Genomic DNA, 26,859 nt, shown 5'->3' with positions numbered 1-26,859 from the left:
AGTAAAAAAAGTGTTAAAAATACAACTGATTTTAAATTACTTACGTAACTATAATAAGAGAGAGTTATGTTGCGTTATTTAGGATATATTCATAATAAGTGCAAATTTTACTAAATACTTATTCTCACATGAAATAGATTTACGGGACTTATAAAAGTTAAAATAAAATGAAAAGTATTAATATAATCGGTATCATATCATCTTGCTTTGTCTTCATTGTGTTTATCTTCTCTTCCTTTTCTGCAGAGGCTCAGGGATTGCACGATGGGCTATCTCACTATGTAGATGCAGAAAGATTCAGAAAATTAAAGCAATATGACGAGGCATTGACAGAGTACAAGAAGGCTCTTCGCAATGAACCTCATAATTTTATGTATTTGTACGGCAAGGCTTTAGCAGAATATGAAACTCGTAAGAATGAATCTTCATTAGAGTCATTGGAGAGCCTGTTTAAGTTAAAACATGATTATGCACCCGCTTACGTCTTGTTAGCACAAATTTATCGTCAGCAAGGCAATGATGCCAAAGCCTTAGCCTGCTATGACTCGGCGGCAAAGTTTGACCCAGAAGTTACAAATAAGATTAAATACAAGTCTATAGTAATGCAAAAATATATCAAAGATGGAGATTTTGCAACAGCTTACGAGAAAGCTAAGGACTTGCATAGCTATTCTCCAAAAGACTTGAAAGCGGTGCATTACCTTGCGCGTCTTGCCAATATGAGCCATGATTATCAGAATGCTATCAATAGCATTACTGCAGTAGAGAGCCAACTGAAAGATATACCTGCCAATGAGGCAGCAAAATATTATTATGAGTTAGGTTTTGCTTACTTTCACATAAACGAATATACAAAAGCGCACAAGGCATGGGAAAAAGCCAAAGTGGGAGAGTTCGCCAATAAGATTGAGCAGTACAGTGGTAAGCATTTCCTCAACGTAGCAACCATTTATCATAGGTTCAGAAATGACAAAGCGGCTTTGCATTACATAGATATTGCAGAGAAAATAGACAAGAGTCTGCCCAATCTCCATCTTTTAAAAGCACAGATTTCTAAGAAAGAAATCAGCAAAAAAAATACAGAACTCAAAAAACATTTGGAAACAATTATTAGGGTAGAACAAAATCCTGCAAATAAAGAGAAGTATTATGCAGAGTTGGTGGAACTATATTTTGACTCTGAGGAATATGAGCAAGCTCTCGCAGTCGCTAATGCTGCAATTAAGCATAATCCTAATGATTTGAAACAAAAATACTACAAAGCACTTGCTTTGCACCATAAAGGAGCGTACAAAGAAGCTGAAACTGTCATTCAAGAAGTTCTCAAAAGTAATGGAAATCCGCCTCTTGACTTTGTGATGTTACATGCTTTCAATGCCAAAAGTGCAGGTAACTCAGAATTAGCCAAGCAAACCTTGGTTCGTTTGCTAAAGAGTCCTTATAGGGCAGTAGCAGAAATAGAGTTGAAAAGTTTGAAAAACTAATCTGAAACATACCAATAAAGGGAGGGGGCAGAAAACTCTCCCTTTATTGATTTTCTACATCTGAGTCAAAGCAATACACAATCGTATAGTCCTTCCATGTCTTACTGAATAACTTTGGGGTCTGTTCTAATTCATCTATAACTATTTTTCCATCTATTTGATTTTGTGAAATAGATAGGAAAATGTTTTTTTTAAAATCCAGTTTTTTTTTCCCATAGTACTTGTAAAGAGCTTCTTTGGCACACCAAGCCATAGTAGCTTTCTGTATATCATTGTCTATATCAAGTATTTCCGCTTCGTTGCAAAGCCTGTGAATATTATTTAGTACTTTGTTACTTGACAGTTCAATATCAATTCCTACTGAACTATGTCTATGCAGGATAGCCACTGCATATTTTTTACTATGAGAGATAGAAAGGTGTAAAGGTTGGTTTTTTAGGTAAGGTTTACCTAAATCATCATTGGCAATTTCACAAACACTTTCCTCAAAGCGTTCCACTAATTCACAGACTAAGGCTCTTGCCCCTAACCATTCTATTCTTTTTTGGCGATGCGTAATCATATCCAATTTTTCTATGGCTATTTTCCCATTTAACATGCTCATCAAGGAATTTTCGTTTTCCGTTATTTCCCAAACTCCCCAAATGGCATTCTTTTCTATCTGCTCACTATAAATAATTGGCATTTTCTTGTTATCAAAAAAAATATATTTAGTTTAGAACAATTCTAAATTATTATTGTTGTATATTTGCATAATTTAGTGAAGGCAATACTAACAAAGATTTTTTGAATTGATATGGACAACAGTACAGAACTTTTGGAGAATTATACCCAATCTGAATATAAATACGGATTTGTTAGCAACTTTGAAACCGAGCAGATTCCCAAAGGACTAAACGAAGATATTATTCGCTTGCTCTCTACCAAAAAAAATGAACCAGAATGGATGACGGAGTGGCGTTTAAAGGCTTACCGCCATTGGCTTACGTTGAAGGAACCTAAATGGGCAAATGTAGTCTATCCTGCCATTGATTATCAAAATCTTATCTATTACTCTGCCCCTAAGCAAAAAGCTAAACTGAATAGCTTAGAAGAGGTCGACCCAGAGTTATTAGCCACTTTTGAGAAATTAGGTATTTCCCTTTCAGAGCAAAAGAGATTGGCAGGTGTAGCCATAGATGCGGTGATTGATAGCGTTTCTGTAGCTACTACCTTCAAAGAAAAATTGGCAGAGTTAGGTATTATTTTCTGCTCTATGAGCGAGGCAATCCGCGAACACCCAGATTTAGTAAAAAAGTATATCGGTTCTGTTGTGCCTCAAAATGACAATTATTTCTCTGCTTTGAACTCTGCTGTGTTTTCTGACGGTTCTTTTTGCTATATTCCCAAAGGAGTACGCTGTCCTATGGAACTATCTACCTACTTTCGCATCAATGCGGCAGGTACGGGACAGTTTGAGAGAACATTGATAATTGCAGATGAAGGTTCTTATGTAAGCTATTTAGAGGGGTGTACTGCTCCTATGCGTGACGAGCATCAGCTCCATGCTGCCGTAGTAGAACTTATTGCCTTGAAAGACGCAGAAATTAAATACTCTACCGTGCAAAATTGGTATCCCGGCGACAAAGAAGGTAGAGGAGGGGTATATAACTTTGTAACCAAACGTGGAATTTGTGCGGGGGATAATTCTAAAATCTCTTGGACGCAGGTAGAAACAGGCTCAGCAATTACATGGAAATATCCAAGCTGTGTTTTGAAAGGAGATAATTCTATCGGGGAGTTTTATTCTGTAGCTATTACCAATCACTTCCAGCAAGCAGACACAGGAACTAAGATGATACATTTGGGTAAAAACACGAAAAGCCGTATTGTTTCCAAAGGTATCTCCGCAGGAAAAAGCCAAAATTCTTATCGTGGTTTAGTACAGATAGCAAAGCGTGCTGAGAATGCAAGAAATTTCTCCCAATGCGACTCTCTGCTTATGGGAGATAAATGTGGGGCGCACACTTTCCCCTATATAGAAGTAGAAAACCCAAGTGCTAAAGTAGAGCATGAGGCAACTACTTCAAAAATTGGCGAAGACCAAATCTTTTACTGCAACCAAAGGGGTATCCCGACTGAGGAAGCAGTTGCTCTGATAGTCAATGGCTATGCCAAAGAGGTACTTAACCAACTTCCTATGGAATTTGCAGTAGAAGCGCAAAAGTTATTAGCTATTAGCTTAGAAGGTAGCGTGGGCTAATCAAAAAAATATTTTACTACTCCTACTTATTTGTGTTCACTTTGATTTGGCAAACTACTACTTGTTTGCCAAATTTTTTTATGTATGCAGTCTTCCTCTTACCTGTCGCATCAAAAATAAACTTGCTAAGATAATTTCATTAAAACTTAAAACACCATTGTTATCAACTTTGTAAATAATATACGATAATTGTGGTTTAATTGGATAGTAATAGTATAACTTGTTGATAAATAATAAGAAAACTAAAAATGCGATACATAGACTTAATTGAGCAAACCTTTCATTTTCCTACACCTATTTTCAAGGTAGAGAATGACGAACTGTTTTTTAATGATGTACGCCTCATGGACATCGTTAAAGAATATGGGACACCTTTGCGATTGACTTACTTGCCCAAAATCGGTTCTCAGATAGAAAAAGCAAGAGAACTGTTCCGCAAAGCCATAGAGAAAAATGCTTATGAAGGGAACTATACTTACTTTTATTGTACTAAGTCTTCGCATTTCAGATTTGTCTTAGAGGAAGTAGTAAAGCACGGGGCACATATAGAAACTTCCTCTGCCTATGATATCGAGATTGTAAAAAACCTGTATAAAGACGGCTTGATAGACAATGACCGCTATGTAATTTGTAATGGATTTAAAAAAGAAATTTACAAAAAACTCATCATAGAACTCATAGAAAGTGGGTTTGATAACTGTATTCCTATCTTGGACAATATGGAAGAGTTTGAGGCATATCAAACGTTAAGCAAACCTATCCAATTGGGGATTAGAGTGGCAGCAGACGAGAAACCTGATTTTTCATTTTACACCTCTCGCTTAGGTTTGCGATATAACGACATCATAGATTTTTACAAGGCAAAAATCCACGAGAACCCAAAGTTTAGCCTAAAAATGCTTCACTTTTTCATCAATTCAGGAATTAGAGATACTGCCTACTATTGGAGTGAACTCAATCGCTTCATTTACAAATATTGTGAGTTAAAAAAGATTTGTCCTGAGTTAGATACCGTAGATATAGGAGGGGGAATGCCCATCCAAACTTCTTTGCATTTCGACTATAACTACGAACACATGATTAATGAAATAGTGCGAATCATCAAGTATGTTTGCAACAAGAATTTCGTACCTATGCCTAATATCTATACAGAATTTGGTAGTTTTACAGTGGGAGAGAGCGGAGCGCATATTTTTTCAGTAGAAGGACAGAAACTGCAAAACGAAAGAGAACTTTGGTACATGATAGATGGCTCTTTCATTACTCATCTTCCTGATACTTGGGGAATTGGGCAAAAATTTGTGATGCTTCCTGTCAATCATTGGAACGAGGAGGCAAAGCAAGTAAATCTGGGAGGCATGACTTGCGATAGTGATGACTACTATAACACACAGGCTTATACTATCAATATCTATATGCCTGAAATACAGGAAAATAAAGAAAAGCAATACATTGGATTTTTCCACACAGGGGCATACCAAGAATCTCTGGGAGGCTATGGAGGCATTCAACATTGCCTTATTCCCTCTGCTAAGCACGTTTTAATAGACAAAGATGCGGAAGGAAACATCACCACCAAACTCTTTAGCGATGAGCAGAGCAGCCAGTCCATGTTAAAACTACTGGGTTATACTGTTTAAAAGTTTGCTTTTGCTGAGTATTTTTATCTAAAATTGATTAAAAGGATTACTTTTGTAGCATTAAACTACAAAAAATCTTTTTTAATGCACTTATTTAAGGAGATTATTACCTTGCTTAAAAAGGAAATTACCTTAGAATGGAGGCGTAAATATGCTTTCAACGGTATCCTTCTGTATATTATTAGTACCATTTTCGTATGTTATTTAAGTTTTAATCTCCAAAAAAGTCAGCTTAACCCACTGACTTGGAATGCTTTGTTTTGGATAATTCTTCTCTTTACAGCTACCAATGCGATTGCAAAAAGTTTTATGCAAGAAAGTGAAGGAAGGCAGATATACTATTACATGCTTGTTAGCCCAGAAGCAATTATTTTGTCCAAAATTATTTACAACACACTGTTGATGTGGTTGATGTCTTTTATTGGCTACTTGATTTATTCTACGGTCTTAGGCAACCCTGTCCAAGACAAACTACTTTTTTTCATCAATATTCTTCTGGGAGGTCTTGGGTTCTCTGCTACCTTGAGTATGATTTCTGCCATCGCCTCCAAGTCCACACAAGGAGGTACTTTAATGGCTGTGCTTGGCTTTCCTGTCATTATTCCTTTATTGCTGTTATTAATCAAGATTTCTAAAAATGCTATGGACGGTTTGGCATTAAGCATAAGCTACAAGGAAATCAGCACTTTATTAGCCATCAATCTCATTGTGTTGAGTATTTCGTATTTGCTTTTCCCTTACCTCTGGAGAAGTTAATCTTTCAAAGAAATATTGTGCTTAAAATAACAAAAACCAACTTCCTATTTCATATAAAAATCCTATTTTTTCTTTGTAAAATAATATTTATATCAAAATATTTGCCTACCTTTACGCACTCTTTATCTTATTAGCATTGTAATTTACCGAATTATCCCCCCTGTTAGTATAAAAATTTTGTCTTTTTATGTTTTTCATAGTATTTTGGCATGACTGACTGTATCTTGATTAATTACAATTTAACAATTTCATTGTAACTATGTAAATATTCCAAGAATATTACAAAAATATCTAAAAAAATCTAATTTTTTTTGGATATTTGGTATCTAACACTTAGATTTGGTTAAAATATTACCCCACATATAACACTTTACAAGTACAATTACTTTATAAAAAAAGTACAATTTTGCTCTATCAATTTACTTTACTCTATCAGAACAAAGCCAATGGTTGGGAACAACTACTTTTAAACTTTTGATTTCTTTTACTACCTAACAGTGCCAACACCATGAAAAATCTTTGGCAAGAAACGATACATATTGGAGTAACTCCTGATATGAACTTTACGAAAAAGAGGAACATTAAAGTCATCAATATGGTGGTGGCTTTGCTGATATTGGTAAGTATTGCTTATACTTTATCTTCTTTGGCAATTAATGAGTTAATTGCTGCATCGATTAACTTTTCTAACGTTATAGTAGCCTTGTTAGCCTATTACTTGCATTATAAGCATCGCTACCAATTCGCCAAGTTTGTGCTAATTGCTCACAGCATATTTTTATTCGTCATTTTTTCTATTATCTTTGGCGAGGAGTTAATCATAGAAAACTATGCCTTTTGGGGGGTCGTTTTTGTAGCACTCATATACAATGAGCGTCTTTATGTCATTATATTTTCTATTCTCTGTGTTGCCGCATTTGTTTTTGTAAAAATATATTTCCAATGGGGCTACCAGCCTTTGGTGAAAGTTCCTGTGATGGAGTATTTTCATCACATTAATTTGGTTATGCCTTTTGTGTTAATTTTCTTCACCTTAGAGCTTTTCAAAAAGGAAACAGAATACCTACGTCAAAACGTGGAATTTAAAAATGCAGAGTTGTATCAGCAAAAGGAAGAAATCTCGGCACAAAGGGACAATTTGGTACATCTCAACGAGGAGATAGTAGCCCAAAGAGATGAGTTGGAGGACAAGAATCGCGAAATTATGCGTAAGAACAAGCAGATTACCGATAGTATGAACTATGCAAGGCGTATTCAGTCAGCGATGCTTCCCAAAATTGCTGAAATTAGACATTATTTGCCCGAGTCCTTTGTGTTTCACTCTCCCAAAGATATAGTCAGTGGTGATTTTTACTGGTTTGAGCCTGTGCAGCCTGTATATTCATCTGTTACTAACGATAGAAGAGGAGGAGGTGTATTTATTGCCGTGGCAGATTGTACAGGACATGGGGTTTCTGGTGCGATGATGGCTATGTTAGGTATGAACTCTCTTTCGCAAATAGTAAATGAGTTAAAGATTACTCAACCTGCCCAGATTCTCTACGAATTAGATACAAATATTCGCAAACAGCTCAAGCAAGATGAGCAAAGTTCTGACCTGAGAGACGGCATGGACGTAGCCCTACTGATGTTTGACATAGACTTTCAAAAAATTTATTTTGCTGGGGCGCAAAGACCTTTGTATTTAGTCCGAAACAAAGAACTGATAGAGTACAAGGGCGATAAGAACCCTATAGGCAGTAGCTTTTATGAATACAAGACTTTTACACTGCATGAAATAGACCTTCTCCCAGATGACATTATCTATATCTGCACAGACGGCATAGCCGACCAATTTGACAGAACCAACAAAACCAAGTTTGGCACAAAGCGATTAAGAGAATTGCTACACGACCTCCAAGTATATGACTTCAAAGAGCATGAGAATCAAATTGAAAAAATCTACCGCGAGTGGAAAGGAAAAAATGTGCAAATGGACGATGTACTTTTGATTGGGATAAAGTTCTAAGATTTCTAATAGGTAAGAAAGAAATATAAGGATTGTTTTTTTCTGAAAAATTTGTGAGATTGAAAAAAGTTTGTCTTTTCCCTTTTGATTCTACGATTATCTTGTAATTTTAGGAATTTTAAATCACATGCCCCTCATCAGAGTAAAAACTTGCTATCAACTTCTTGCTCTTGTGATGCACATTGGCATGCTATATTCAAAGGTCTATTAGGGTCATCATAAATAAAGGATAACAACAAATCAAATCATAATTTTTAGTAAACTTCAAACTCACAATTTTCAGTAATTATGGGAAATTACAAGACTGCTTCCGAAATGGATAAACTCAAAAGATTTGAGAAAATCCCAACGGAAATTTACAAAGATAGCGGCGAGGCTTGTAGGGCAGTAGCCCAAGAAATAGCTTCTCTGATACGCATTAAGCAAACCAAAGGCGAAATAGCTGTACTTGGCTTAGCAACAGGCTCTACTCCTACTCGCCTGTATGGAGAATTGGTAAGAATGCACAAAGAAGAAGGGCTAAGTTTTAGAAATGTAGTTACTTTTAACTTAGATGAGTACTACCCCATGAATCCCGATGCTTTGCAAAGCTATGTACGCTTCATGAATGAGTACCTTTTTGACCACATAGACATTGATAAGCACAATATTCACATTCCCGACGGAACTATAGACATCAAAGATGTGAGCCGTTTTTGTTTTGAGTACGAAAGAAAAATCGCCGAAGTCGGTGGGTTAGACTTGCAAATATTAGGGATTGGGCGCACAGGGCATATTGGTTTTAATGAACCGGGGTCGCCTAAAGATTCTGTTACTCGTATGATTACCCTTGACCACCTTACCAGAGTAGATGCAGCAAGTGATTTCTTTGGGGAAGAGAATGTACCAAGAACAGCGATTACTATGGGGGTAGGTACTATCCTAAAATCAAGAAGGATTATTCTCATGGCTTGGGGCGAGGGCAAAGCCAAAATCATCAAAACCACTGTAGAAGGGCAAATCACAGATAGTGTACCCGCCACTTTCTTACAAACCCACCATAACGCTACTATCGTGCTTGACGAGGCGGCATCTGCCGAGCTTACGAGAACCAAAACACCTTGGTTAGTGGGTACTTGTGATTGGACAAGCCGTCTGATTCGCAGAGGAGTAGTATGGCTATGCCAACAAGTAGATAAGCCAATTTTGAAACTTACAGACAAGGACTATGCAGAGCATGGCATGAGCGACTTAATCACCCAACACGGTCCTGCGTATAATATCAATATCCAAGTGTTTAATGAGTTGCAGCATACAATTACAGGCTGGCCAGGAGGCAAACCCAATGCAGATGACTCCTCAAGACCAGAAAGAGCCAAACCCTTTCCTAAGAGAGTAGTTATTTTTAGCCCTCATCCTGACGATGATGTAATTTCTATGGGCGGAACTTTTATTCGCTTAGTTGACCAAGGGCATGATGTCCACGTTGCCTACCAAACCTCTGGCAATATCGCTGTTTTTGACGATGATGCCCTACGTTTTGCAGATTTTGTAAGAGAATACTGCTCAGCATTAGGGATAGCTAAGGAAGAAACAGCCAATTTGTACCAAAAAGTGCTTTCTTCTATTGTCAATAAAGCACCCGGACAAGTAGATTCTCACGAAGTACAACTCATAAAAGGGTTAATTCGCAGAGGAGAAGCGAAGGCAGGTTGCAGGGCAAGTGGCATAAGCGATGCTAAGGCACATTTCTTGGATATGCCTTTTTATGAAACAGGTAGGGTCAAGAAAAAACCACTCAGTGAAGAAGATATACAAATCATTGTCAATTTGTTGCAAGAAATTAAGCCTCACCAAATCTACGCCGCAGGCGACCTCTCAGACCCTCACGGCACGCATAGGGTATGCTTGAGTGCTATTTTTCAAGCCCTTGAACGCATCAAAGCCGAAGGAGCAAAATGGCTCAAAGACTGCTATGTATGGCTCTATAGAGGGGCATGGCAAGAGTGGGACATAGACCAAATAGAAATGGCTGTGCCTATTAGCCCACAAGAGTTATTGCGTAAGCGTAGAGCCATTTTCAAACACCAATCTCAAAAAGATAGACCGCTTTTCCCTGGTTCAGATGCCAGAGAATTTTGGCAAAGAGCTGAAGACCGCAACAAAGCAACGGCTAAGATGTACGATAAATTGGGTCTGGCAGAATACGAAGCTATAGAGGCTTTTGTCAGGTATAAGTTTTAAAGATTGCTTCAAGTAATTTGGCAAAATTCTGATAGTCAGACAGGAACTTCAGGCAAGCAAGTCGTTCTTAATATTTGTTTATGTCAGGCTATTTATGGAACACAGATAATACGGATTTTACTGATAATGATATTTGACTAACTCATCAGTGAAAATCTGTTTAATCCGTAAAATCTGTGTTCCAAAATAGGTAAAGTGATTGGGTTAGCTTATTGATTGTAAACGGGTGAGAAATCTAATTTCACGGCAGTTTAGTATTGCCTCAAATAACAATCTTTTCCATCTGTTTTAGGTAGTTATCCTCTATATCTGCTCCAATGCCTATACTTTCAGGTAGGACAATTTCCCCATTTTCTAAGTACTGAATCCCTCCTATTACGGGGTCTTGGGAAAGCATCAAAGCAGAGTCCATATCAAAGTGAACAATATTTTTTCTTGCCATGACTATGTGAGCAAGTGCGGTCAATGCTAAGCGACTTTCTGACATACAGCCCACTTGCAACTTTATGCCTGCTGCCTCAGCAATACTTGTGATTTTCAAAGCAGTATGAATGCCTCCTGATTTGGAGAGTTTGATATTAAAGTAATCACAAGCCCCCATGCTTGCCAAGCGAAAAGCATCATGCTCGTCAAACAAAGATTCATCAGCCATGATAGGAATAGGACTTGCATTTCTGACCTTTACTAAGTCCCAGCTATTCCAGCGAGGTATCGGCTCTTCGCAGTGTTCTATATCATACCTTTCTAATGCTTTCAAGGTAGCAATTGCTGTGGTGCAGTCCCAGCCTTGATTAGCATCAATGCGCAAGGGTATCTCCTCGCCGATTGCTTCCCTAATCGCCTCTATGCGGCTTACATCATCTTTCTTATTTGTGCCTAATTTGACTTTGATAGAATGAAAACCTTGTGATTTAAACTTTAAGGCTTCTGCTGCCATAAGTTCTGGCGTATTCAGACTTACAGTCATATCAGTAAAAATCTGCCTATCATTCTTCCCTCCCAATAGAGCGTATAAGGGCATTTGTGCATACTTTGCCAAAAGGTCGTACAAAGCCATATCAAAGGCACTCTTTATAGTTGGATTCAACTTAACAGCTTTGTTAATCTCTGCTAATCTTTCCTCTATCTGCAAAGGGTTTTTATTTTTGAGTAAAATAGCTATTTGTTTAGCTATCTCAAAATCAGATTGTTGTGTTTCACCTACAATATAGATATAAGGACAACCTTCGCCGATTCCGTATAGACCTTGATTGGTATGAATCTTAACAATAATATTATTGGCATCTGTAATCGTTCCTAAGGAGATAATAAAGGGGTTTTTGAGAGGAATATTGAGTTTAAAAATTTCAATATTAGTGATTTTTATGGTTTGATACATTGATGTTGCTTAGGTTTATAAGATTAGTAAAAAAATTAAGCTTGGCAAATGGGTTAAGAATGATTCTTTATAAACTCTATTGATAATTCATTGAAAATCTCTGGCTGCTCTACATTGCATACATGCCCGCAGTTTTCCACTACAAAAAGTTTAGAAAATTTGTGTTGCTTTACTAAGCGTTTTACTTGTGGGAGGAACATGTAGTCCTCATCTCCCATAATATAGAGAGTAGGCACAGGGATTTCTTTTTCATTAAAATACCGTAGTAAGGGATTAATTTCTGCTGTCAGCGTAAACCAACGCAAAAACTCTGATTGACGCAGGTTTTTAGCTTCTCGGATAAACAAACTCCTTGATTCTCTGTGCCTTCGGCGAGGCATCAGGATATGGGCAAAAATAGTATAAATCCAAATAAAAGGAAGTACTCTTTTGAGCCAATCAGCAATGCGCATCAAGAACTGCGAGCGAATATTGAGCCTTGTAATTGCTCCACCCAAAATCATAGATTTGATTTTAGAATTATCTACTTCTGCAATATTGCGAATCACGATTGTTCCTAATGAAACACCTATAAAATGGGCAGATTGGATACCTACATGGTTCAGTACATCTACTACATCTTTGCTTACTTCCTTAAAAGAGTATTCTTGATTCCAAAAAATATCCTTAGACTTGCCATGTCCACGCAAGTCCACCAACAACACGTTAAAATGCTTGATAAAATCTTTTAACTGCTTGAACCAAATTGTAGAGCTACCGCCCGCTCCATGAACAAGCACTACCCATTCTTTTGATTCTGCTTGTGTGTAAGTCTTATAGTAAAGCATCGTAAAGCTCTTATATAAAATACTGAAAATCAAAAAATCTGAACAATGAGCAAGCAAAAAGTACAGTATTTTGTTTTAAAGCATTAAACAGTACAAATTAAAGAAAAGTTATGATTTTTCCAATAATTTTTTTGCCAAAATTTTTATGGCGAGTAAATAAAGCTGAGCAAATATACTTTATTGGTGGCTTGACGCCTGCTTTGAGGATTCAGGAAAGTCGGTGTAAGCTGTGTTACATGGTATTTGTCAAAAGTTTGCAAGATTTCCACTTGTCCTTTTGCTTTTAGTTCTTCTAAACCAACTTCATCTGTATATACTATCCATTTTTCCCCTAATTTTATTGTTTTGACAAAATCCTCTGTTTCATAGAAAAAAGGTTGAGTTTTTTGGCTATAAAAATCTACTGTATGGATAAAAATATCTTTGCCATCACCACTAATCCTATGTAAAACAGCAAATTTATCCGAAGGAAAATCTTTTTGTGTTTTTAGATACTTGCCTATCACACTTCCTATTTGGTATTCAAAAAGCGAAGGATAGAAATGGCTATTCAAAATAAAAAATACACCAATGATAGTAGTAAGTGAGGGGAGAATTAATCTTTGAAAGCGAGTCTGTCCTTTGAATCCTATGTAAAAAGAAAAAATAAGTAAAGGAATAATAATCAGCCAAATCAATACATTTTCCAAAGGGAAAACCCAAGTAGCAAAAAGCAAACCTATCAACCATACTACCACTACATTTGCCCATTGTATGCCAAAAGCTATTTTAAGTAAGTTCTTGTATTGAGGGTTTTGCAATAAAATATATACATATCTTGCAGTAAATATAGAACTTAGTGGGATAACGATATTGATATAGTGTGGGAGTTTGTACTGTGACATAGATAAGGCTATGAAAGGCAAAATAAAACCTCCCAAAGTAAGATATTCCTCTTTCTCTCCCTCGAATTGACTAAAAAAATAGGGTTTAAAAATCTTGATAAATACCTTTTTAGCTAAGTCATAAAAAGCAAAAAACACTAACAAGCCCCAAGGCAAAACCGTCCAAATGTAGGTATGCACAAAGAAAAAAGGGTCTGAATCATCTTGCCACATATTTTCGCCAGTGAGCCTTCCAAAACTTTGTTTCCAGAAGAAAAAATACAAGCCAGAGGTATTTTTTTGCCCTTCTATTTCTTTCTCAGGGTGCAAATCAAACTGTTGGTACAAACCTATGCACATAGGCAACAAAATCAAACCAACAATAATTAAACCTACTAACCATTGCCAGCGAAAAAAGAAAGCATATTTTTTAGTCAAAATAAAGTGCGTACTAAGTGCTAATACAGGCACCATCAAGCCTATCGGTCCCTTAGCCAGCATAGCCAAGCCAATGCCTACAAAGCCCAACAATAGATTTTTCCATTTCTCAAACTCCACGTATTCAGCTAATTGCCATATTGAAAAAATAGTCCAGCCCATGAGCATCGTGTCGGTTCGGACATCATGATTCATTAAAAAAACACTGAAAGAGGAAGCACAAAAAATCGCAGAAAGGTAAGCCACTCTTTGAGGGTAAAAGAGTTTGGCGAGGCGATAAGTAGAATAAATACCTAAGATACAAACCAGAACAGGTATAAGGCGATAAGTAAAATTGCTCACTCCTAAGATTTTGAAAATCAAGGCAGACACCCAAAAAAGCAGAGGAGGTTTGTCTAAATAATCCTCCCCCCGATGCAAAACTTCCAAATAACTTCCATTATTTGCCATTTCCAAAGAAATAGAAGCGTACTGAGCCGCATCTATGTCCATGATATCCAAGAACATACCCACAATATACACTAAGAGAATCCCCAAGAAAGGCAAGTAGATTTTCCAGTTTTGTTGCATAAATCTTTGCGTAAATAAAAGGCGAAATTAGACGATATTTTGATGCCATGCAAAAAATCGACTTTTAAACAGTTTATTCATACCTTTACTATTCTCAACTCCTCAGTATAAACAATAAACTGCTGAATTTCAAAATCTTTGAAAGTATCTATGGCTAAGAGTGCTTTGGCGTATTCATTGACTTGGCGCGTATGCTCTTGGATTTTTTCTATACCCGTTTTGTAATCAATAATAGTAATTAGTTCATTATCAACTATTATTCTATCAGGTCGCAATACCTTCTCTTCCTTTTTTTGGGTGTTATCACTCAAAAAACTATTACTTTCTACTTTCACCACCAACTCCTTCTCATTAAAAATCCGCCTTCCTTCTTGGGGTTCATAAAATGCTTGTATTTCGGGTAAAGCAATGATTTGGTGCATTTTAACTTCTATTCCTTCTTTTTCTTCTTCTGTAATGTAGCCTTCATTCACTAACTTTTGCACTGCCCTTCCTATGTCAGTTTTGTATTTCACCCTTTCAAAAGCATGGTGAATCAGCAAACCTTGTTTCCTTGCATCATAAAGCCCTTGAATGTCAATATTGTACTCTCCTTTTACCTCGTGCTGTAAGTGGATTTTTACCTTTTTATCGTCCCGTCTCATGCGAATTTTGTCCCTACACTCTGTACTTAAAAAATAAGATAATTCGTAGGTATCAGCTACTTTGTTATCTTTTTGAGAAGACTTGGGACTATCATCATTTTTGAGGATATACACTTGCCCATTTTGCCTCTCCCCTTCTGCAAAGGGTGTTTCTACTCCCTCTCCTTCGGGGAGGGCTGGGGTGGGGCATGATTCCACATACACATTCAACAACTCTTGCACGCTACTTGGCTTTCCATCTTTGCTTTTATTACTCTCTTTGCCAAGCACATACAGTTTTTCCTCTGGGCGAGTGAGGGCAACATAGAGCAAGTTTATCGCATCTATGAAAGTAGCTTGTATTTCTTTTTGGTACTCCTCAGCAAACTCAGTTTCTAAGAGTTCTTTTTTTACAGGCAGAATGACTGTTTTCAGTTTTGGAGCAATCGTATTTTCCCAAGAAAGCCACAACTTTTCTCCATGCTTGGGCGTAGTTTCCCAATCGGCATAAGGCAGAATTACCACAGGAAATTGCAAACCCTTAGATTTGTGGATAGTCATGATACGAATGGCGTTGCCCGTTTCAGGGCTGGTAATGGAAATTTTGCTTTTCTGCATTTCCCAATACTCTAAAAAGTCAGGCAGGTTATTTGAGTTTCGCAACCCATAATCAAGCATGACATCAAGCAGTTTTTGCAAATAAATTTGTTGCTTGCTGTCAAAATTGAGTTGGAAAGTGCGAATCAAGTCCTCTGCAATTTCGTAAATGGAAAGGTATTGTAGGGTTTTAAAATTGATAGGCGTTTTAAAATTAGTTTTAATAAAGCTGGCAAAGTCCTTAAATTTGAAGCTATTGCAAACTTCGCTAATCGCTAAGTGGGTGTTGTCATCAAAAGGAAGATTTGCTCCTAACTCATTGTTGAAGTGGTCGTAGAGAAAATACAACAAGTCTGCCTTTGCTGAGGGATTGAGAGGTTGGGTCATTATCCGCAAGAAACTCACAATGAAATTGACTTTGGGCGAGTAAGTCAAAAGTAATGATTCTGAGGAAATTACTTGAATTTTTTGTTCTAAGAATTTCTCGGCTAACTTGCTTGCTTTGGTATTGGTTCGTACCAAAATGGCAATATCTCTGTATGTATAGCCTTTGTTTTCTACCAAATCTTTGACGATTGACAAACATTCCTCAAAAGTAGCCTCGTCGTAGTCCTTGTCTTTGCTTAAAAAACTCACTTGCACGTGTCCACCCTGCTTTTTTTCATCTACTTTTTGCCTTACTCCTTCATAGTAATCTTTGAGTGCAGGAAACTCTCTCCCGTATTGGTTAGCAATATGCTCAAAAAGCTCGTTGTTAAACTCTATGATTTGTGCTTTGCTACGAAAGTTTCTATCCAAGTTTTTTGCGTTGAAATGCCACTGAAAAATCTCTGCATTCTCTGCCACAGGCGAGTTAGGGGCAGCAGTAGGAACATAGGGCAGACTCACTATCAAATCCGCATTCCCACTGCGCCATCGGTAAATCGCTTGCTTGGCATCTCCTACCAGCATATTAGGAAAATCAAAACCCAAAGAGTTGGAAATCAGAGGAATGAGATTGTGCCACTGCATTTGAGAAGTATCTTGGAACTCGTCTATCAAGATGTGTTTGAAGCGTTCTCCAATACGTTCATAAATATACGGAATAGGCTCTTTTTCAACTATTTGATTAATTTTATGGTTAAAATCGCTAATGTGGACTTTGTTTTTTTCACTCATCAGCTTTTTCAACTTTTTGTCCAGTTCATTAATGGTCGCCAGCAAGTAAATATAAGGAATCAAATTAATGATTATCAAATAATTAGATTTATATTTGCCTTTTAACCTATCTAACTTACTAAAAATTTCTCTCAACCTCATTTTCAAGGTTTCTGGAATAGTCAGTTTTTTCTTTTTTAAATCCCCACTTTCCCAAGCATCATCACTTTCAATCGTTTTTTTTACATAACTATTGGCAAACTCTATAAAAAACTTGCCATCTATCTCTTGGCTATATTTTTTAAAGAAACCATAAAGCCCTTTTGAACCCTGAAAAAAATCTTTCTCCTCAAAACCTGTGTTCTGAATTGCCCTCATTCCTTGGGCTGCCAAGTCTTTGATTTCTTTTTCTACCGCATTTTTGTACTCAGAAAGGTCATTTTTAATCTCTATGAAGTCCTTTTTTGTCAGTTTTTCCAACTGAGCAATCAAAGGTTTTTTCGCTTCCTGAAAGACATTTGTGCCAAACTCTTGCAAGAGTTTTTCAATATTCCAAGATTTCTCCTCATCTACTTGTCTGAGAGCAAAATCTACTAAAATATTTGTCAAATCCCGATTGCCCTTTTCGCCTGCCTCTTCCAATAGCAATTTTGTTGCCTGCTCCAATACTTCATCTTGTTCTAATTCAATCATATAGTTATAAGGCAAGCCCATGTCCCTGGTAAAAGACTGCACAATTCGATTATTGAAAGAGTCAATCGTGCTAACCGCAAAGTCAGAGTAGTTGTGCAAAAGTTTAGCAAAAACTTTTTCTGCTCTTTCCTGCAAGGTTTTTCTTGTGAAGTGCTTTTCAGGATATTCCTCTTGAAGTTCGGCAAGGATAGCAAAAAGTAAGCTATCTTCTTCGTTATCACACAGATTAGCTATTCTGTATAAGCTATTCACGATTCGGTCTTTCATTTCATTGGCGGCATCGTGAGTAAAAGTAACCGCCAAGATATGTTTGAAATAATCCGCCTTAAATGAAGGAGAGGCAGGCGTAGCCAACACCAATTTGAGATATTCTTTGGTGAGAGTGAAGGTCTTACCTGAACCTGCGGAACTGCGGTATATGTTGAATTTTTTTTGCAAAGGTTTTTTCTAAAAGTATTCTTCTTTTTTAAATTACTTTGTAATTAAGATTTTTACGATGAGAAAAAGTATCTATACGAAGCACCCTTTTACACGGAATAAGGAATAAGGTTCATGGACAGCCCTGTTTCATCTATATAGTCCTCAGCTTCTGCTTTCATTTCGTCATAGTCGGGATTGGGGTAGTACCAATTGACGATGACTTTGTAATCCCTACTTTCTTGATAGTTTTTGAGTAGGCGCAGGAGGTCTAATATGGCTCTTGAAGAACTTGTATTGAAATAAGTAAGTCGGATATTCATTTCTAATTCATTATTGCCCTCCTCGAAATACTGATTTACCCAATTCATCAGTATATCATAGAATTGGAAAGCATCTTCTAAGTAAGACTCTCCTGAGAGTTCGCAAATACCTGTTTCTGCAGAGAAATTCACCGAAGGTGTAAAAATGTACTAAGTTGCCCTTGTATTTCCAAATTTTCCATATCAATACATGTGTTGTCCACCATTGATGGCATAGTTTGCGCCTGTAATAAAACTTGACTCTTCGGAAGCCAAGAAAGAAACTAAATAAGCAATTTCTTCTGTCCCTCCTAACCTACCTACAGGGATACTTTCAATAATTTTCCTCCTCACGTCTTCTGCAATAGACATGACCATATCTGTTGCGATGTAGCCGGGAGAAATCGTATTGACGGTAATGCCTTTATTAGCTACTTCTACAGCCAAAGTTTTAGTAAAACCATGTACGCCTGCTTTGGCGGCGGCATAGTTTACTTGCCCAAACTGTCCTCTTTGAGCATTAACAGAGGATATATTAATAATTCTTCCGTACTGACGCTCTACCATTTGATTAATGACGTGTCGCGTACAGTTAAATACACTATATAAGTTTGTTTTTAATACTAAGTCCCAACGCTCATAGGTCATTTTCCTGAACTGCCCATCTTTGGTAATGGCGGCATTATTTACCAAAATATCTATGCCTCCAACTTCAGTTTCAATGAGTTTTATCATTTCGCCAACCTTATCATAATCTGTTATATCGCATTGGTATATAGGAATTTCAAAACCCTGTTCTTGCATTGCTATTGACCATGCCTCGCCTTTTGAATGTGTAAGGTAGTTTCCTACTACCATATAGCCATCTTTGTAAAGTTTTTTGCAAATAGCCGTACCTAAACCACCTGTACAACCTGTAACTAAGGCAACTTTCTTATTTTCTCTATCCATGAACGAGCTTTCAACAATTTTTTCGCTTTTAATTTTTGCAAACAAGATAAGTATATTTTTTTGAAATTTGCAAATTTATATTCTCAAAAAGCAAAACCCTTACAAGCCAAAATACATGCTTATAAGGGTTTTTTGAGGTTAAAATCGTTTTACAAACCAAACTTTTGACGGATAGCTTGGGCATCGCTTGGTTGTAAACCTAAATCAGAAGCTAAATGGTGAATGTAGTTATCTTCCTCTCCTCCTAACATCTTATCGGCAGCTATCAACAAACAGGCTTGTTGATAAAGTTGTCCTGCAAAATTGTAATCTTGGCGTGCCAGACCAACTACCTCATCGTAGTCTAAAGGATTGTGAACTCTGTCCACAAGTATCTGACGCACCTCAGTTTGATTGGCTATTGAGGGAGGAAACAGTTGGTTTACAGTATCACTAATAAGTTGTTCTAAAACCTGTTCTTCTTGGGCTTGTAATTCTTGGTCTGCAAATACTGTATGCGACCACAAACTGACGCATACCTCCGCAGAGTTTAACCTCTCATTAAGCAAGCCATCTACGTCTTCTTTACTTGGAGGTGCCCCCTTGCTAAATGAGCGACCGCCTCCCTTGTTCATAAAGGCATTGACGGCGTAGTTAATACAGGCATTCACTGCCATACTACCCAATACAGAGAGCAAACTGTTGGTATTGTTGCTATTATTGACTTGTTGTCTATTACCTCCTTGCCCTCCCAAAAAGCTATTAATAAGTCCACCTAATAGACCTCCACCGTCTTGGTTAGTTTGTCCTCCTCCAAGCAAGTCCAAGATGCCGCCGCCTCCACTACTTCCTTGTCCACCGCCGCCAAGCAAATCTAAGATATTACCTCCTCCTTTTTGTCCTCCACCTCCAAGAAGGTCATTAAGGAAAGAAAGGTCTATTCCCCCACCACCTTGATTACCTTTTACTTGGTTTTGTGGGTTATCAAAATTAAAATTGTCATTGACAACCATTTCGTCTGGATTATCTTTTACAATACGTACAGGCATAGTTTTAAATAGTTAATGAGTTGAAAATTTGTTTTATGATTTGTTGGACTTACTTCATTAGCAAAAATGTTGAAGCACAAGATAAGTAAAGTTGTTGGACAAAACTAATCTTTTTTTTCGTAAACTTTTGCAAACTTTTTAGTTTTGAGTACAATAAAATTAAAATTGATGTTTTAGTATAATTGATGAACGCCTAAATCATTAAAATTTTTTTATCTTTGGACAAGACTATCTATTTATCTCGGTGAAAAACAAAGTAAATCTCTGAAAATGAAAAATTTGACTATATGCCTGATGCTCTTGGTATTTCTACTTACTTTAGCTTGTGATGACAAACAAATGACAAAAGACATGAACGACCCAAACCTATTGAAAGAACAGGTCAGCGACCATAAAATTATTATCTATCAAGTTTTTACACGACTTTTTGGCAATAAAAATACTACTAACAAACGGTACGGAACAATAGAAGAAAATGGCGTAGGAAAGATGAATGACTTTGATGAAATTGCCCTCAAAGCAATTAAAAAAATGGGATTCACACACATTTGGTTTACAGGTATCATCGAGCATGCTACTATGAACGACAACACGAAGTATGGCATTCCCTTAGATGATGCTGACGTAGTCAAAGGTATGGCTGGCTCGCCTTATGCTATTAAGGACTATTTTGATGTAAACCCTGATTTGGCAGTAGATGTGCCTAATCGCATAAAAGAATTTGAGGCTTTGGTAGCGCGTACCCACCAAGAGGGCATGAAAGTCATCATAGATTTTGTGCCGAACCATGTAGCTCGCAATTATAAATCCGATGCTAAACCTGCCCATATCAAGGACTTAGGCGAAGATGACGATGTAACAAAAGCCTTTGATATAGATAATAACTTTTACTATCTCCCCAATTCTAAATTCATTGTACCTAAGGAATATCAACTTCCTGATTTCCTGAAAGTAAAAACGAAAAATGGAGTATATGAGGAAGCCCCAGCCAAAGCTACTGGAAATGATGTTTTTTCTCACGCACCCAGCATTAACGATTGGTTTGAAACCATTAAACTCAACTACGGGATAGACATTCAAAACGGCAGGAAAAAATATTTTAGCCCTGAGCGTATTCCTAATACATGGGTAAAAATGAAGGAAATACTGCTATATTGGACAGAAAAAAAAGTAGATGGCTTTCGCTGTGATATGGCAGAAATGGTGCCTGTAGAGTTCTGGAATTGGGTAATCCCTCAAATCAAACAAGTCAATCCTAACATTATTTTTATTGCGGAGATTTACAATCCTAACGAGTACAAAAACTACCTCGACATCGGGAAATTTGACTACTTGTATGACAAAGTAGGCTTGTACGACACACTAAAAACTGTTATTCAAAATAGGGCAAGTGCTTCCGACATTACAAAAAATTGGAAACAAACCGAAGGTTATAATAACCAAATGTTACGTTTTTTGGAAAATCATGATGAGCAACGCATAGCAAGTCAAGATTTTGCAGGCGACCCACGAAAAGCTTTTCCCGCTATGGTAGTAAGTGCCTTGCTCAACTCAGGTCCTGTCATGATATATTTCGGTCAGGAAGTAGGCGAAAAAGGGGGCGGTGTAGAAGGTTTTGGTGGAGAAGACGGAAGGACTACTATTTTTGATTATTGGAGCGTGCCCGCCCATCAAAAGTTGATGAATGGAGGCAAGTTTGATGGAGGAGCATTGGAAGAACCAGAAAAAGAAATTCTACATTTTTATACAACCTTATTGAATTTTTGTACTCAAAATGAAGCAATTAGATTAGGGAGCTTGTATGACTTGCAGTCTGCTAATACGAATAATTATAACATTCACAAAATCTATGCGTTTTTGAGATTTACAGAAAATCAAAAACTATTGGTAGTCGTAAATTTTGATGCAGATGCTCAACCCAAAGACATTCGCCTAAAAATTCCAAGTAATGCCTTAGCACTCATGGGGCTTTCAGAAGGAGAAGAATACAAACTGAAAGAACTATTTTTAAATGGAAAAACACTTTCATTTAAAACTAACGAAGCCATACAGCTAAAACTTTCTCCTTTGGGAAGTTATATTTACAGCATAGAAAAATAAGCATGAAAATCGCCTTCCTCATATTAAAAATTTTGACAAGTTTGTATTTGGTCGCTTGTGCAATATTATATTTTTTACAAGAAAAAATCCTTTTTTTACCTGTTTCCCTTTCAGAAAACTATCGCTATAAATTTGATAGCCAATGGATTAAAGAATATGAGGAAAATTTCTTAAACACGGAAAATAGAGGGAAAATTAATCTGGTCTGGTTCAAAATAGCTAATCCGAAGGGAGTTATTTTGTATTGTCATGGTAACGCAGGAAATATTCAACGCTGGGCAAGCATCGTAGATGACCTCATGCGATTTGGTTATGACATCATTCTTTGGGACTACCGCACTTACGGCAAGAGTACAGGACAACTAAATGAGGAAAACTTACTGAATGATGCACAAGCAGTTTATGATTTTACTAAAAAGCATTTCTCTGAAAATCAAATCATTGTTTATGGGAGGTCATTGGGTACAGGCATGGCAACTTACCTGTCGGCAATGAATGCACCCAACTACTTGATTTTAGAAACACCTTATTTTAACCTAAGCGATGTAGCGGGCTATCACTTCCCTTACTTTCCTTATCATCTGCTTTTAAAATATAAACTCCCAAGTAATGAATGGATTACAGAGGTACGCTGTCCAATTACGATTTTTCATGGGACTTATGACCGCACCGTGCCATATAGCTCAGGTTTCAAATTAAAACCGTTGCTCAAAGCCCGTGATGAGTTCATTACCATAGAAGGCGGCGACCACAACGATTTGAATACTTTTTACATTTATGAAGAAAAGTTAGGCAAAATATTAGGCAAATGAAGCCAAAAATTCTATAAATTTGGTCTTGATAGACATTCAAAACTCAAAACTATATGATGAAAGCACTACAAATAACCGATAATCCCAAAGAGAAAATTAAACTTGTAGAGGTGCCTATCCCTAAGCCCGAGGAGGGAGAAGTGTTGGTAAAACTTACTGCCGCCGCCTTGAACCGACGCGACCAATGGATACGAGAAGACAAGTATCCAAATATTAAACCTCATACAACACTTGGCTCTGATGGCTGTGGTATAGTAGAAAAAGTAGGGAGCGAAATAGATAGTCATTGGGTAGGCAAAAAGGTGATTATCAATCCAAACATTGATTGGGGCGATAATCCTAAGTTTCAAGCTCGTCATTATCAGATTCTGGGAATGCCTACGCACGGGACTTTTGCTGAGTATATTGTAGTAAAAAATCATCGTCTTCACCTTAAACCTGAGCATCTTACCGATGAGCAAGCCTCTGCATTACCTTTGGGAGGGCTGACAGCTTATCGCGCTATTTTCAATCATGGAGAGTTCAAAGAGGGAGAAAATATGCTGATTTCAGGAATTGGAGGCGGGGTAGCTACTTTGGCTTTACAGTTTGCCTTAGCCGCCAAAGCAAATATATATATCACTTCTGGAAGCCAAGAAAAAATAGACAAAGCCCTGCAAGCTGGAGCAGTTGACGGTGCCAATTACAAGGAAAGTAATTGGAACAAGGAACTTTTAGAGAAATCCAAAGGCTTTGATTTGGTCATAGATAGTGGTGGGGGAAAAGGATTTAGCGATTTTATTCGCATGATGAAACCCGCAGGCAGAATCGTATCTTATGGGGCTACACAAGGACTCCCTACTACCTTAGACTTATATCGCATTTTTTACTATCAAATCAAAATTCAAGGAACGACTATGGGCAACGACCAAGAATTTGCTGAGATGCTCTCTTTTGTAAATACCAATAAAATAGTCCCTTTGATAGATAGCATCAGACCTTTTGATGAGATTATTTCTGCTTTTGATGAAATGAGGTCAAGCAAGCAGTTTGGAAAGATAGTAGTGAAGATATAAAATAGATAGTTTTCTAAACAATAAATACATCATGTTGAAAATCAATATAAATAATGCCTCTTTTGAAGTAGAAAATCATAAAGACACATTGACCATCAACCAAGAAGTTTTTGACGGAGATATACAACCTTTGGGAAGTAATCATTTTCATATTCTTTATCAAAACCGTTCCTATAATGCGGAAATAGTCAAGGCAGACTATGCGGAAAAGTCTTTTACAGTTAAAATCAATGGTAATACCTATCAAATTGCTGTACAAGACAGATTCGACCTTTTATTAGAGCAGTTAGGTATGGGGAAGGCAAGCAAGCAGAAACTCAATGACCTCAAAGCTCCTATGCCCGGTTTGATTCTGGATATTTTAGTAAAAGAAGGAGATAAGGTAAAAAAAGGAGATAACTTGCTTATTTTAGAAGCAATGAAAATGGAAAATATGATTAAATCCACAGGCGAGGGAACGGTAAAAAGCATCAAAACGAGCAGGGGAGATAGAGTAGAAAAAAATCATGTTTTAATCGTATTTGACTGATGCTACTTTCTTCTTTTACTCCTAATCTGGTCGAGGCTGGCGTAGATGAGGCTGGGAGAGGGTGTTTGGCAGGACCCGTAGTAGCCGCCGCAGTAATTCTACCCAAAGACTATCAACACGAGTGGCTTACGGACTCAAAAAAACTCAACAAGAAACAAAGAGAAGAGTTACGCTTAGAAATTGAAAAACAAGCGATGAGCATAGGCATTGGATTGGCTTCGCCGCAGGAAATAGACCAAATCAATATTTTGCAAGCCTCTATCTTGGCAATGCACCGCGCCGTAGAGCGATTATTTCCTGCACCTGAACTTTTGCTTATAGATGGAAAGTATTTTAAACCCTATCCTTTTATTTTGCACGAATGTATAATCAAAGGCGACGGAAAATTTCTTTCTATTGCCGCTGCCTCTATCATTGCTAAAACAGAAAGAGATAAAATCATGGAAAAATATGCCCAAGAGTTCCCTTTTTATGCTTGGGAAAGCAATGTAGGCTATCCCACTAAAACTCATTACGAAGCTATCAAGATTCATGGAATCACAGACTTACATCGCAAAAGTTTTAGATTGGGATAGGGAAATAGTTTAATGCTTAAAATGTCTTACGCCTGTAAAGACCATTGCCATATTATGAGCATCACAGTAAGCGATAGAATCGGCATCTTTGATAGAACCACCGGGCTGAATAACTGCTTTAATTCCTTCTTTATCTGCTATTTCTACACAGTCTGGGAAAGGAAAAAAAGCATCAGAAGCCATGACTGCTTTTGTCAAATCGAAACCAAAATGTTTTGCTTTTTCTATGGCTTGTTTGAGTGCATCTACTCTTGATGTCTGCCCAACTCCACTTGCAAATAGCTGATTATCATTAGCTAAGACAATAGTATTCGATTTGGTATGTTTTACTATTTTATTAGCAAAGAGCAACGACTTTACCTCTACGGCAGTAGGAGCGCGCTGAGTAACTACTTTCAAGTCTGCCTCTGTTTCTGTTTTCAAATCTTTGTCTTGCTCTATTACTCCATTGAGCAAAGTTTTAAACTGTTTATCTGAAAGCTTTACACGTTTTTGCAAAAGTAAAATTCTATTTTTCTTTGTTTGAAGCAAGTTTAAGGCATCTTCTGAAAATGTGGGTGCTATCAAGACTTCAAAAAATAACTTATTCAGTTCCTCTGCACAGGGCAAATCCACTGGCTTATTGGTAACTATCACTCCTCCAAAAGCAGAAATAGGGTCTGCTTCAAGAGCTTTCAAGTAAGCCTCTTTAGGAGTATTGCCGATAGCCATGCCACAGGCGTTAGTATGTTTCAAGATAGCAAAAGCCGTTTCATCAAACTCGGCTATCAAGGAAACTGCTGCATCTATGTCCACTAAGTTATTGTAAGATAGTTCTTTCCCGTGTAACTGCTCGAACATTTGGCTCAAATTCCCATAGAAAACACCTTTTTGGTGAGGGTTTTCTCCATAGCGAAGCATTTGGCTTTGGCGAATGCTTTGTTTAAATACCTGATTTTCGTTTTCAAATTGGTTAAAATAATTAAAAATAGCAGTGTCATAGTGTGAAGTAATATCAAAGGCTTGGGCGGCAAATTTTTTGCGGTAAGCAAGTGAAGTAATCCCATTTTTTTCTTGCAAGAGCGTAAGCAAGGCAGGGTACTGCTCCCTTGACGAAACTATCAACACATCTTGGAAATTTTTAGCGGCGGCTCTAATCAGTGAAATACCCCCAATATCAATTTTTTCAATAATATCTTCCTCACTCGCTCCCTTACCCACTGTTTCCTCAAAAGGGTATAAGTCCACAATGACTAAATCTATAGCAGGAATTTCATATTGCTTAGATTGAGAAATATCCTCTTGATTATCACGGCGATAGAGTATTCCTCCAAAAACTTTGGGGTGTAAAGTCTTTACCCTTCCTCCAAAAATAGAGGGATAAGAGGTCAAGTCCTCTACGGCAGTAACTTGAACGCCTAAATCTTCTATGAACTTCTGTGTGCCTCCTGTGGAAAATATTTTTACACCTTGCTTGCCTAATAGTTCTACGACAGGGGCAAGGTTATCTTTATAAAAAACTGAAATTAGTGCAGAAGTAATTTTCTTATCCATGAAATAAATTGATTATGTACTATTGTTCAACTCGGCAAAGGTATAGAAAAAGCATGAATTAGTTTTTCCAAAAGTATA

The 26,859-nt window shown here is 37.2% G+C and carries 20 protein-coding genes; 11 read left to right on the top strand and 9 right to left on the bottom strand.

The window, feature by feature from the left end; all coding sequences use genetic code 11:
- Window positions 1-167 precede the first annotated feature (167 nt).
- The gene (locus BM141_RS15885; RefSeq protein WP_091548421.1) at window positions 168-1,484 is read left to right on the top strand and encodes a tetratricopeptide repeat protein; all 1,317 of its coding nucleotides are present in this window, start codon (window positions 168-170) and stop codon (window positions 1,482-1,484) included.
- Between the two features lie 43 nt (window positions 1,485-1,527).
- On the opposite strand, the gene BM141_RS15880 is transcribed toward BM141_RS15885, so the two are convergent.
- A complete protein-coding gene (locus tag BM141_RS15880) occupies window positions 1,528-2,169 on the bottom strand; it encodes a 4'-phosphopantetheinyl transferase family protein (RefSeq protein WP_091548419.1) in 642 nt (213 codons plus the stop codon).
- Window positions 2,170-2,280: 111 nt separating this feature from the next.
- On the opposite strand from BM141_RS15880, the gene sufB reads away from it, so the two are divergent.
- The 5 genes from sufB (at window position 2,281) to nagB (ending at window position 10,353) form a co-directional block, all read left to right on the top strand.
- Window positions 2,281-3,726 (top strand): Fe-S cluster assembly protein SufB, encoded by a 1,446-nt coding sequence (sufB, locus tag BM141_RS15875; RefSeq protein WP_091548417.1) that lies wholly within the window; start codon window positions 2,281-2,283, stop codon window positions 3,724-3,726.
- A 248-nt stretch (window positions 3,727-3,974) separates the two neighbouring features.
- The gene (locus BM141_RS15870) at window positions 3,975-5,366 is read left to right on the top strand and encodes a type III PLP-dependent enzyme domain-containing protein (protein WP_091548415.1); all 1,392 of its coding nucleotides are present in this window, start codon (window positions 3,975-3,977) and stop codon (window positions 5,364-5,366) included.
- An 84-nt stretch (window positions 5,367-5,450) separates the two neighbouring features.
- A complete protein-coding gene (locus BM141_RS15865) occupies window positions 5,451-6,122 on the top strand; it encodes a heme exporter protein CcmB (protein WP_091548452.1) in 672 nt (223 codons plus the stop codon).
- Window positions 6,123-6,630: 508 nt separating this feature from the next.
- Entirely contained in the window at window positions 6,631-8,130 is a 1,500-nt protein-coding gene (locus tag BM141_RS15860) for a PP2C family protein-serine/threonine phosphatase (protein ID WP_091548413.1), read from the top strand.
- A 288-nt stretch (window positions 8,131-8,418) separates the two neighbouring features.
- Window positions 8,419-10,353 carry a glucosamine-6-phosphate deaminase gene (nagB, locus tag BM141_RS15855; RefSeq protein ID WP_091548411.1) on the top strand — a complete coding sequence of 645 codons (1,935 nt, stop codon included), beginning with the start codon at window positions 8,419-8,421 and terminating at the stop codon, window positions 10,351-10,353.
- A gap of 262 nt (window positions 10,354-10,615) precedes the next feature.
- Here nagB and BM141_RS15850 read toward each other — a convergent pair whose 3' ends face one another.
- The 7 genes from BM141_RS15850 to BM141_RS15820 form a co-directional block, all read right to left on the bottom strand.
- Window positions 10,616-11,731, bottom strand: a complete 1,116-nt coding sequence (locus BM141_RS15850) for a mandelate racemase/muconate lactonizing enzyme family protein (protein WP_245764081.1) — start codon at window positions 11,729-11,731, stop codon at window positions 10,616-10,618.
- A 53-nt stretch (window positions 11,732-11,784) separates the two neighbouring features.
- On the bottom strand, window positions 11,785-12,558 hold the full coding sequence (locus tag BM141_RS15845; RefSeq protein WP_091548409.1) for an alpha/beta fold hydrolase: 774 nt from the start codon (window positions 12,556-12,558) through the stop codon (window positions 11,785-11,787).
- A 143-nt stretch (window positions 12,559-12,701) separates the two neighbouring features.
- Window positions 12,702-14,429, bottom strand: coding sequence for an ArnT family glycosyltransferase (locus BM141_RS15840; RefSeq protein WP_091548407.1), 1,728 nt, complete (start codon window positions 14,427-14,429; stop codon window positions 12,702-12,704).
- A 77-nt stretch (window positions 14,430-14,506) separates the two neighbouring features.
- Entirely contained in the window at window positions 14,507-17,917 is a 3,411-nt protein-coding gene (locus tag BM141_RS15835) for a UvrD-helicase domain-containing protein (RefSeq protein ID WP_091548405.1), read from the bottom strand.
- Window positions 17,918-18,006: 89 nt separating this feature from the next.
- Window positions 18,007-18,351, bottom strand: a complete 345-nt coding sequence (locus BM141_RS15830) for a DUF1987 domain-containing protein (RefSeq protein WP_245764080.1) — start codon at window positions 18,349-18,351, stop codon at window positions 18,007-18,009.
- Between the two features lie 51 nt (window positions 18,352-18,402).
- The gene (gene phbB / locus BM141_RS15825; RefSeq protein ID WP_245764079.1) at window positions 18,403-19,194 is read right to left on the bottom strand and encodes an acetoacetyl-CoA reductase; all 792 of its coding nucleotides are present in this window, start codon (window positions 19,192-19,194) and stop codon (window positions 18,403-18,405) included.
- A 104-nt stretch (window positions 19,195-19,298) separates the two neighbouring features.
- On the bottom strand, window positions 19,299-20,177 hold the full coding sequence (locus BM141_RS15820; RefSeq protein WP_091548403.1) for a DUF533 domain-containing protein: 879 nt from the start codon (window positions 20,175-20,177) through the stop codon (window positions 19,299-19,301).
- 270 nt (window positions 20,178-20,447) lie between these two features.
- Between BM141_RS15820 and BM141_RS15815 the strand changes: the two genes are divergently transcribed.
- Genes BM141_RS15815 through BM141_RS15795 form a run of 5 tightly spaced genes read left to right on the top strand, consistent with a single transcriptional unit; the run spans window position 20,448 to window position 25,248 of the window.
- Window positions 20,448-22,277 (top strand): alpha-amylase family glycosyl hydrolase, encoded by a 1,830-nt coding sequence (locus BM141_RS15815; protein ID WP_245764077.1) that lies wholly within the window; start codon window positions 20,448-20,450, stop codon window positions 22,275-22,277.
- Window positions 22,278-22,279: 2 nt separating this feature from the next.
- Window positions 22,280-23,089, top strand: coding sequence for an alpha/beta hydrolase (locus BM141_RS15810; protein ID WP_091548400.1), 810 nt, complete (start codon window positions 22,280-22,282; stop codon window positions 23,087-23,089).
- Between the two features lie 53 nt (window positions 23,090-23,142).
- Window positions 23,143-24,144 carry a quinone oxidoreductase family protein gene (locus BM141_RS15805; protein ID WP_317039472.1) on the top strand — a complete coding sequence of 334 codons (1,002 nt, stop codon included), beginning with the start codon at window positions 23,143-23,145 and terminating at the stop codon, window positions 24,142-24,144.
- 31 nt (window positions 24,145-24,175) lie between these two features.
- Window positions 24,176-24,673, top strand: coding sequence for an acyl-CoA carboxylase biotin carboxyl carrier protein subunit (locus BM141_RS15800; protein ID WP_091548398.1), 498 nt, complete (start codon window positions 24,176-24,178; stop codon window positions 24,671-24,673).
- Entirely contained in the window at window positions 24,673-25,248 is a 576-nt protein-coding gene (locus BM141_RS15795) for a ribonuclease HII (protein ID WP_091548396.1), read from the top strand. The genes BM141_RS15800 and BM141_RS15795 overlap by 1 nt, the downstream gene beginning before the upstream one ends.
- 9 nt (window positions 25,249-25,257) lie before the next feature.
- On the opposite strand, the gene purH is transcribed toward BM141_RS15795, so the two are convergent.
- Window positions 25,258-26,781, bottom strand: coding sequence for a bifunctional phosphoribosylaminoimidazolecarboxamide formyltransferase/IMP cyclohydrolase (gene purH / locus BM141_RS15790; RefSeq protein WP_091548394.1), 1,524 nt, complete (start codon window positions 26,779-26,781; stop codon window positions 25,258-25,260).
- Window positions 26,782-26,859: the final 78 nt, after the last annotated feature.

Origin of the sequence: Thermoflexibacter ruber (assembly GCF_900113045.1) — a bacterium.
In the GTDB taxonomy this organism is placed as follows: domain Bacteria; phylum Bacteroidota; class Bacteroidia; order Cytophagales; family Thermoflexibacteraceae; genus Thermoflexibacter; species Thermoflexibacter ruber.
This window is presented reverse-complemented; position numbering and strand designations above follow the sequence as displayed.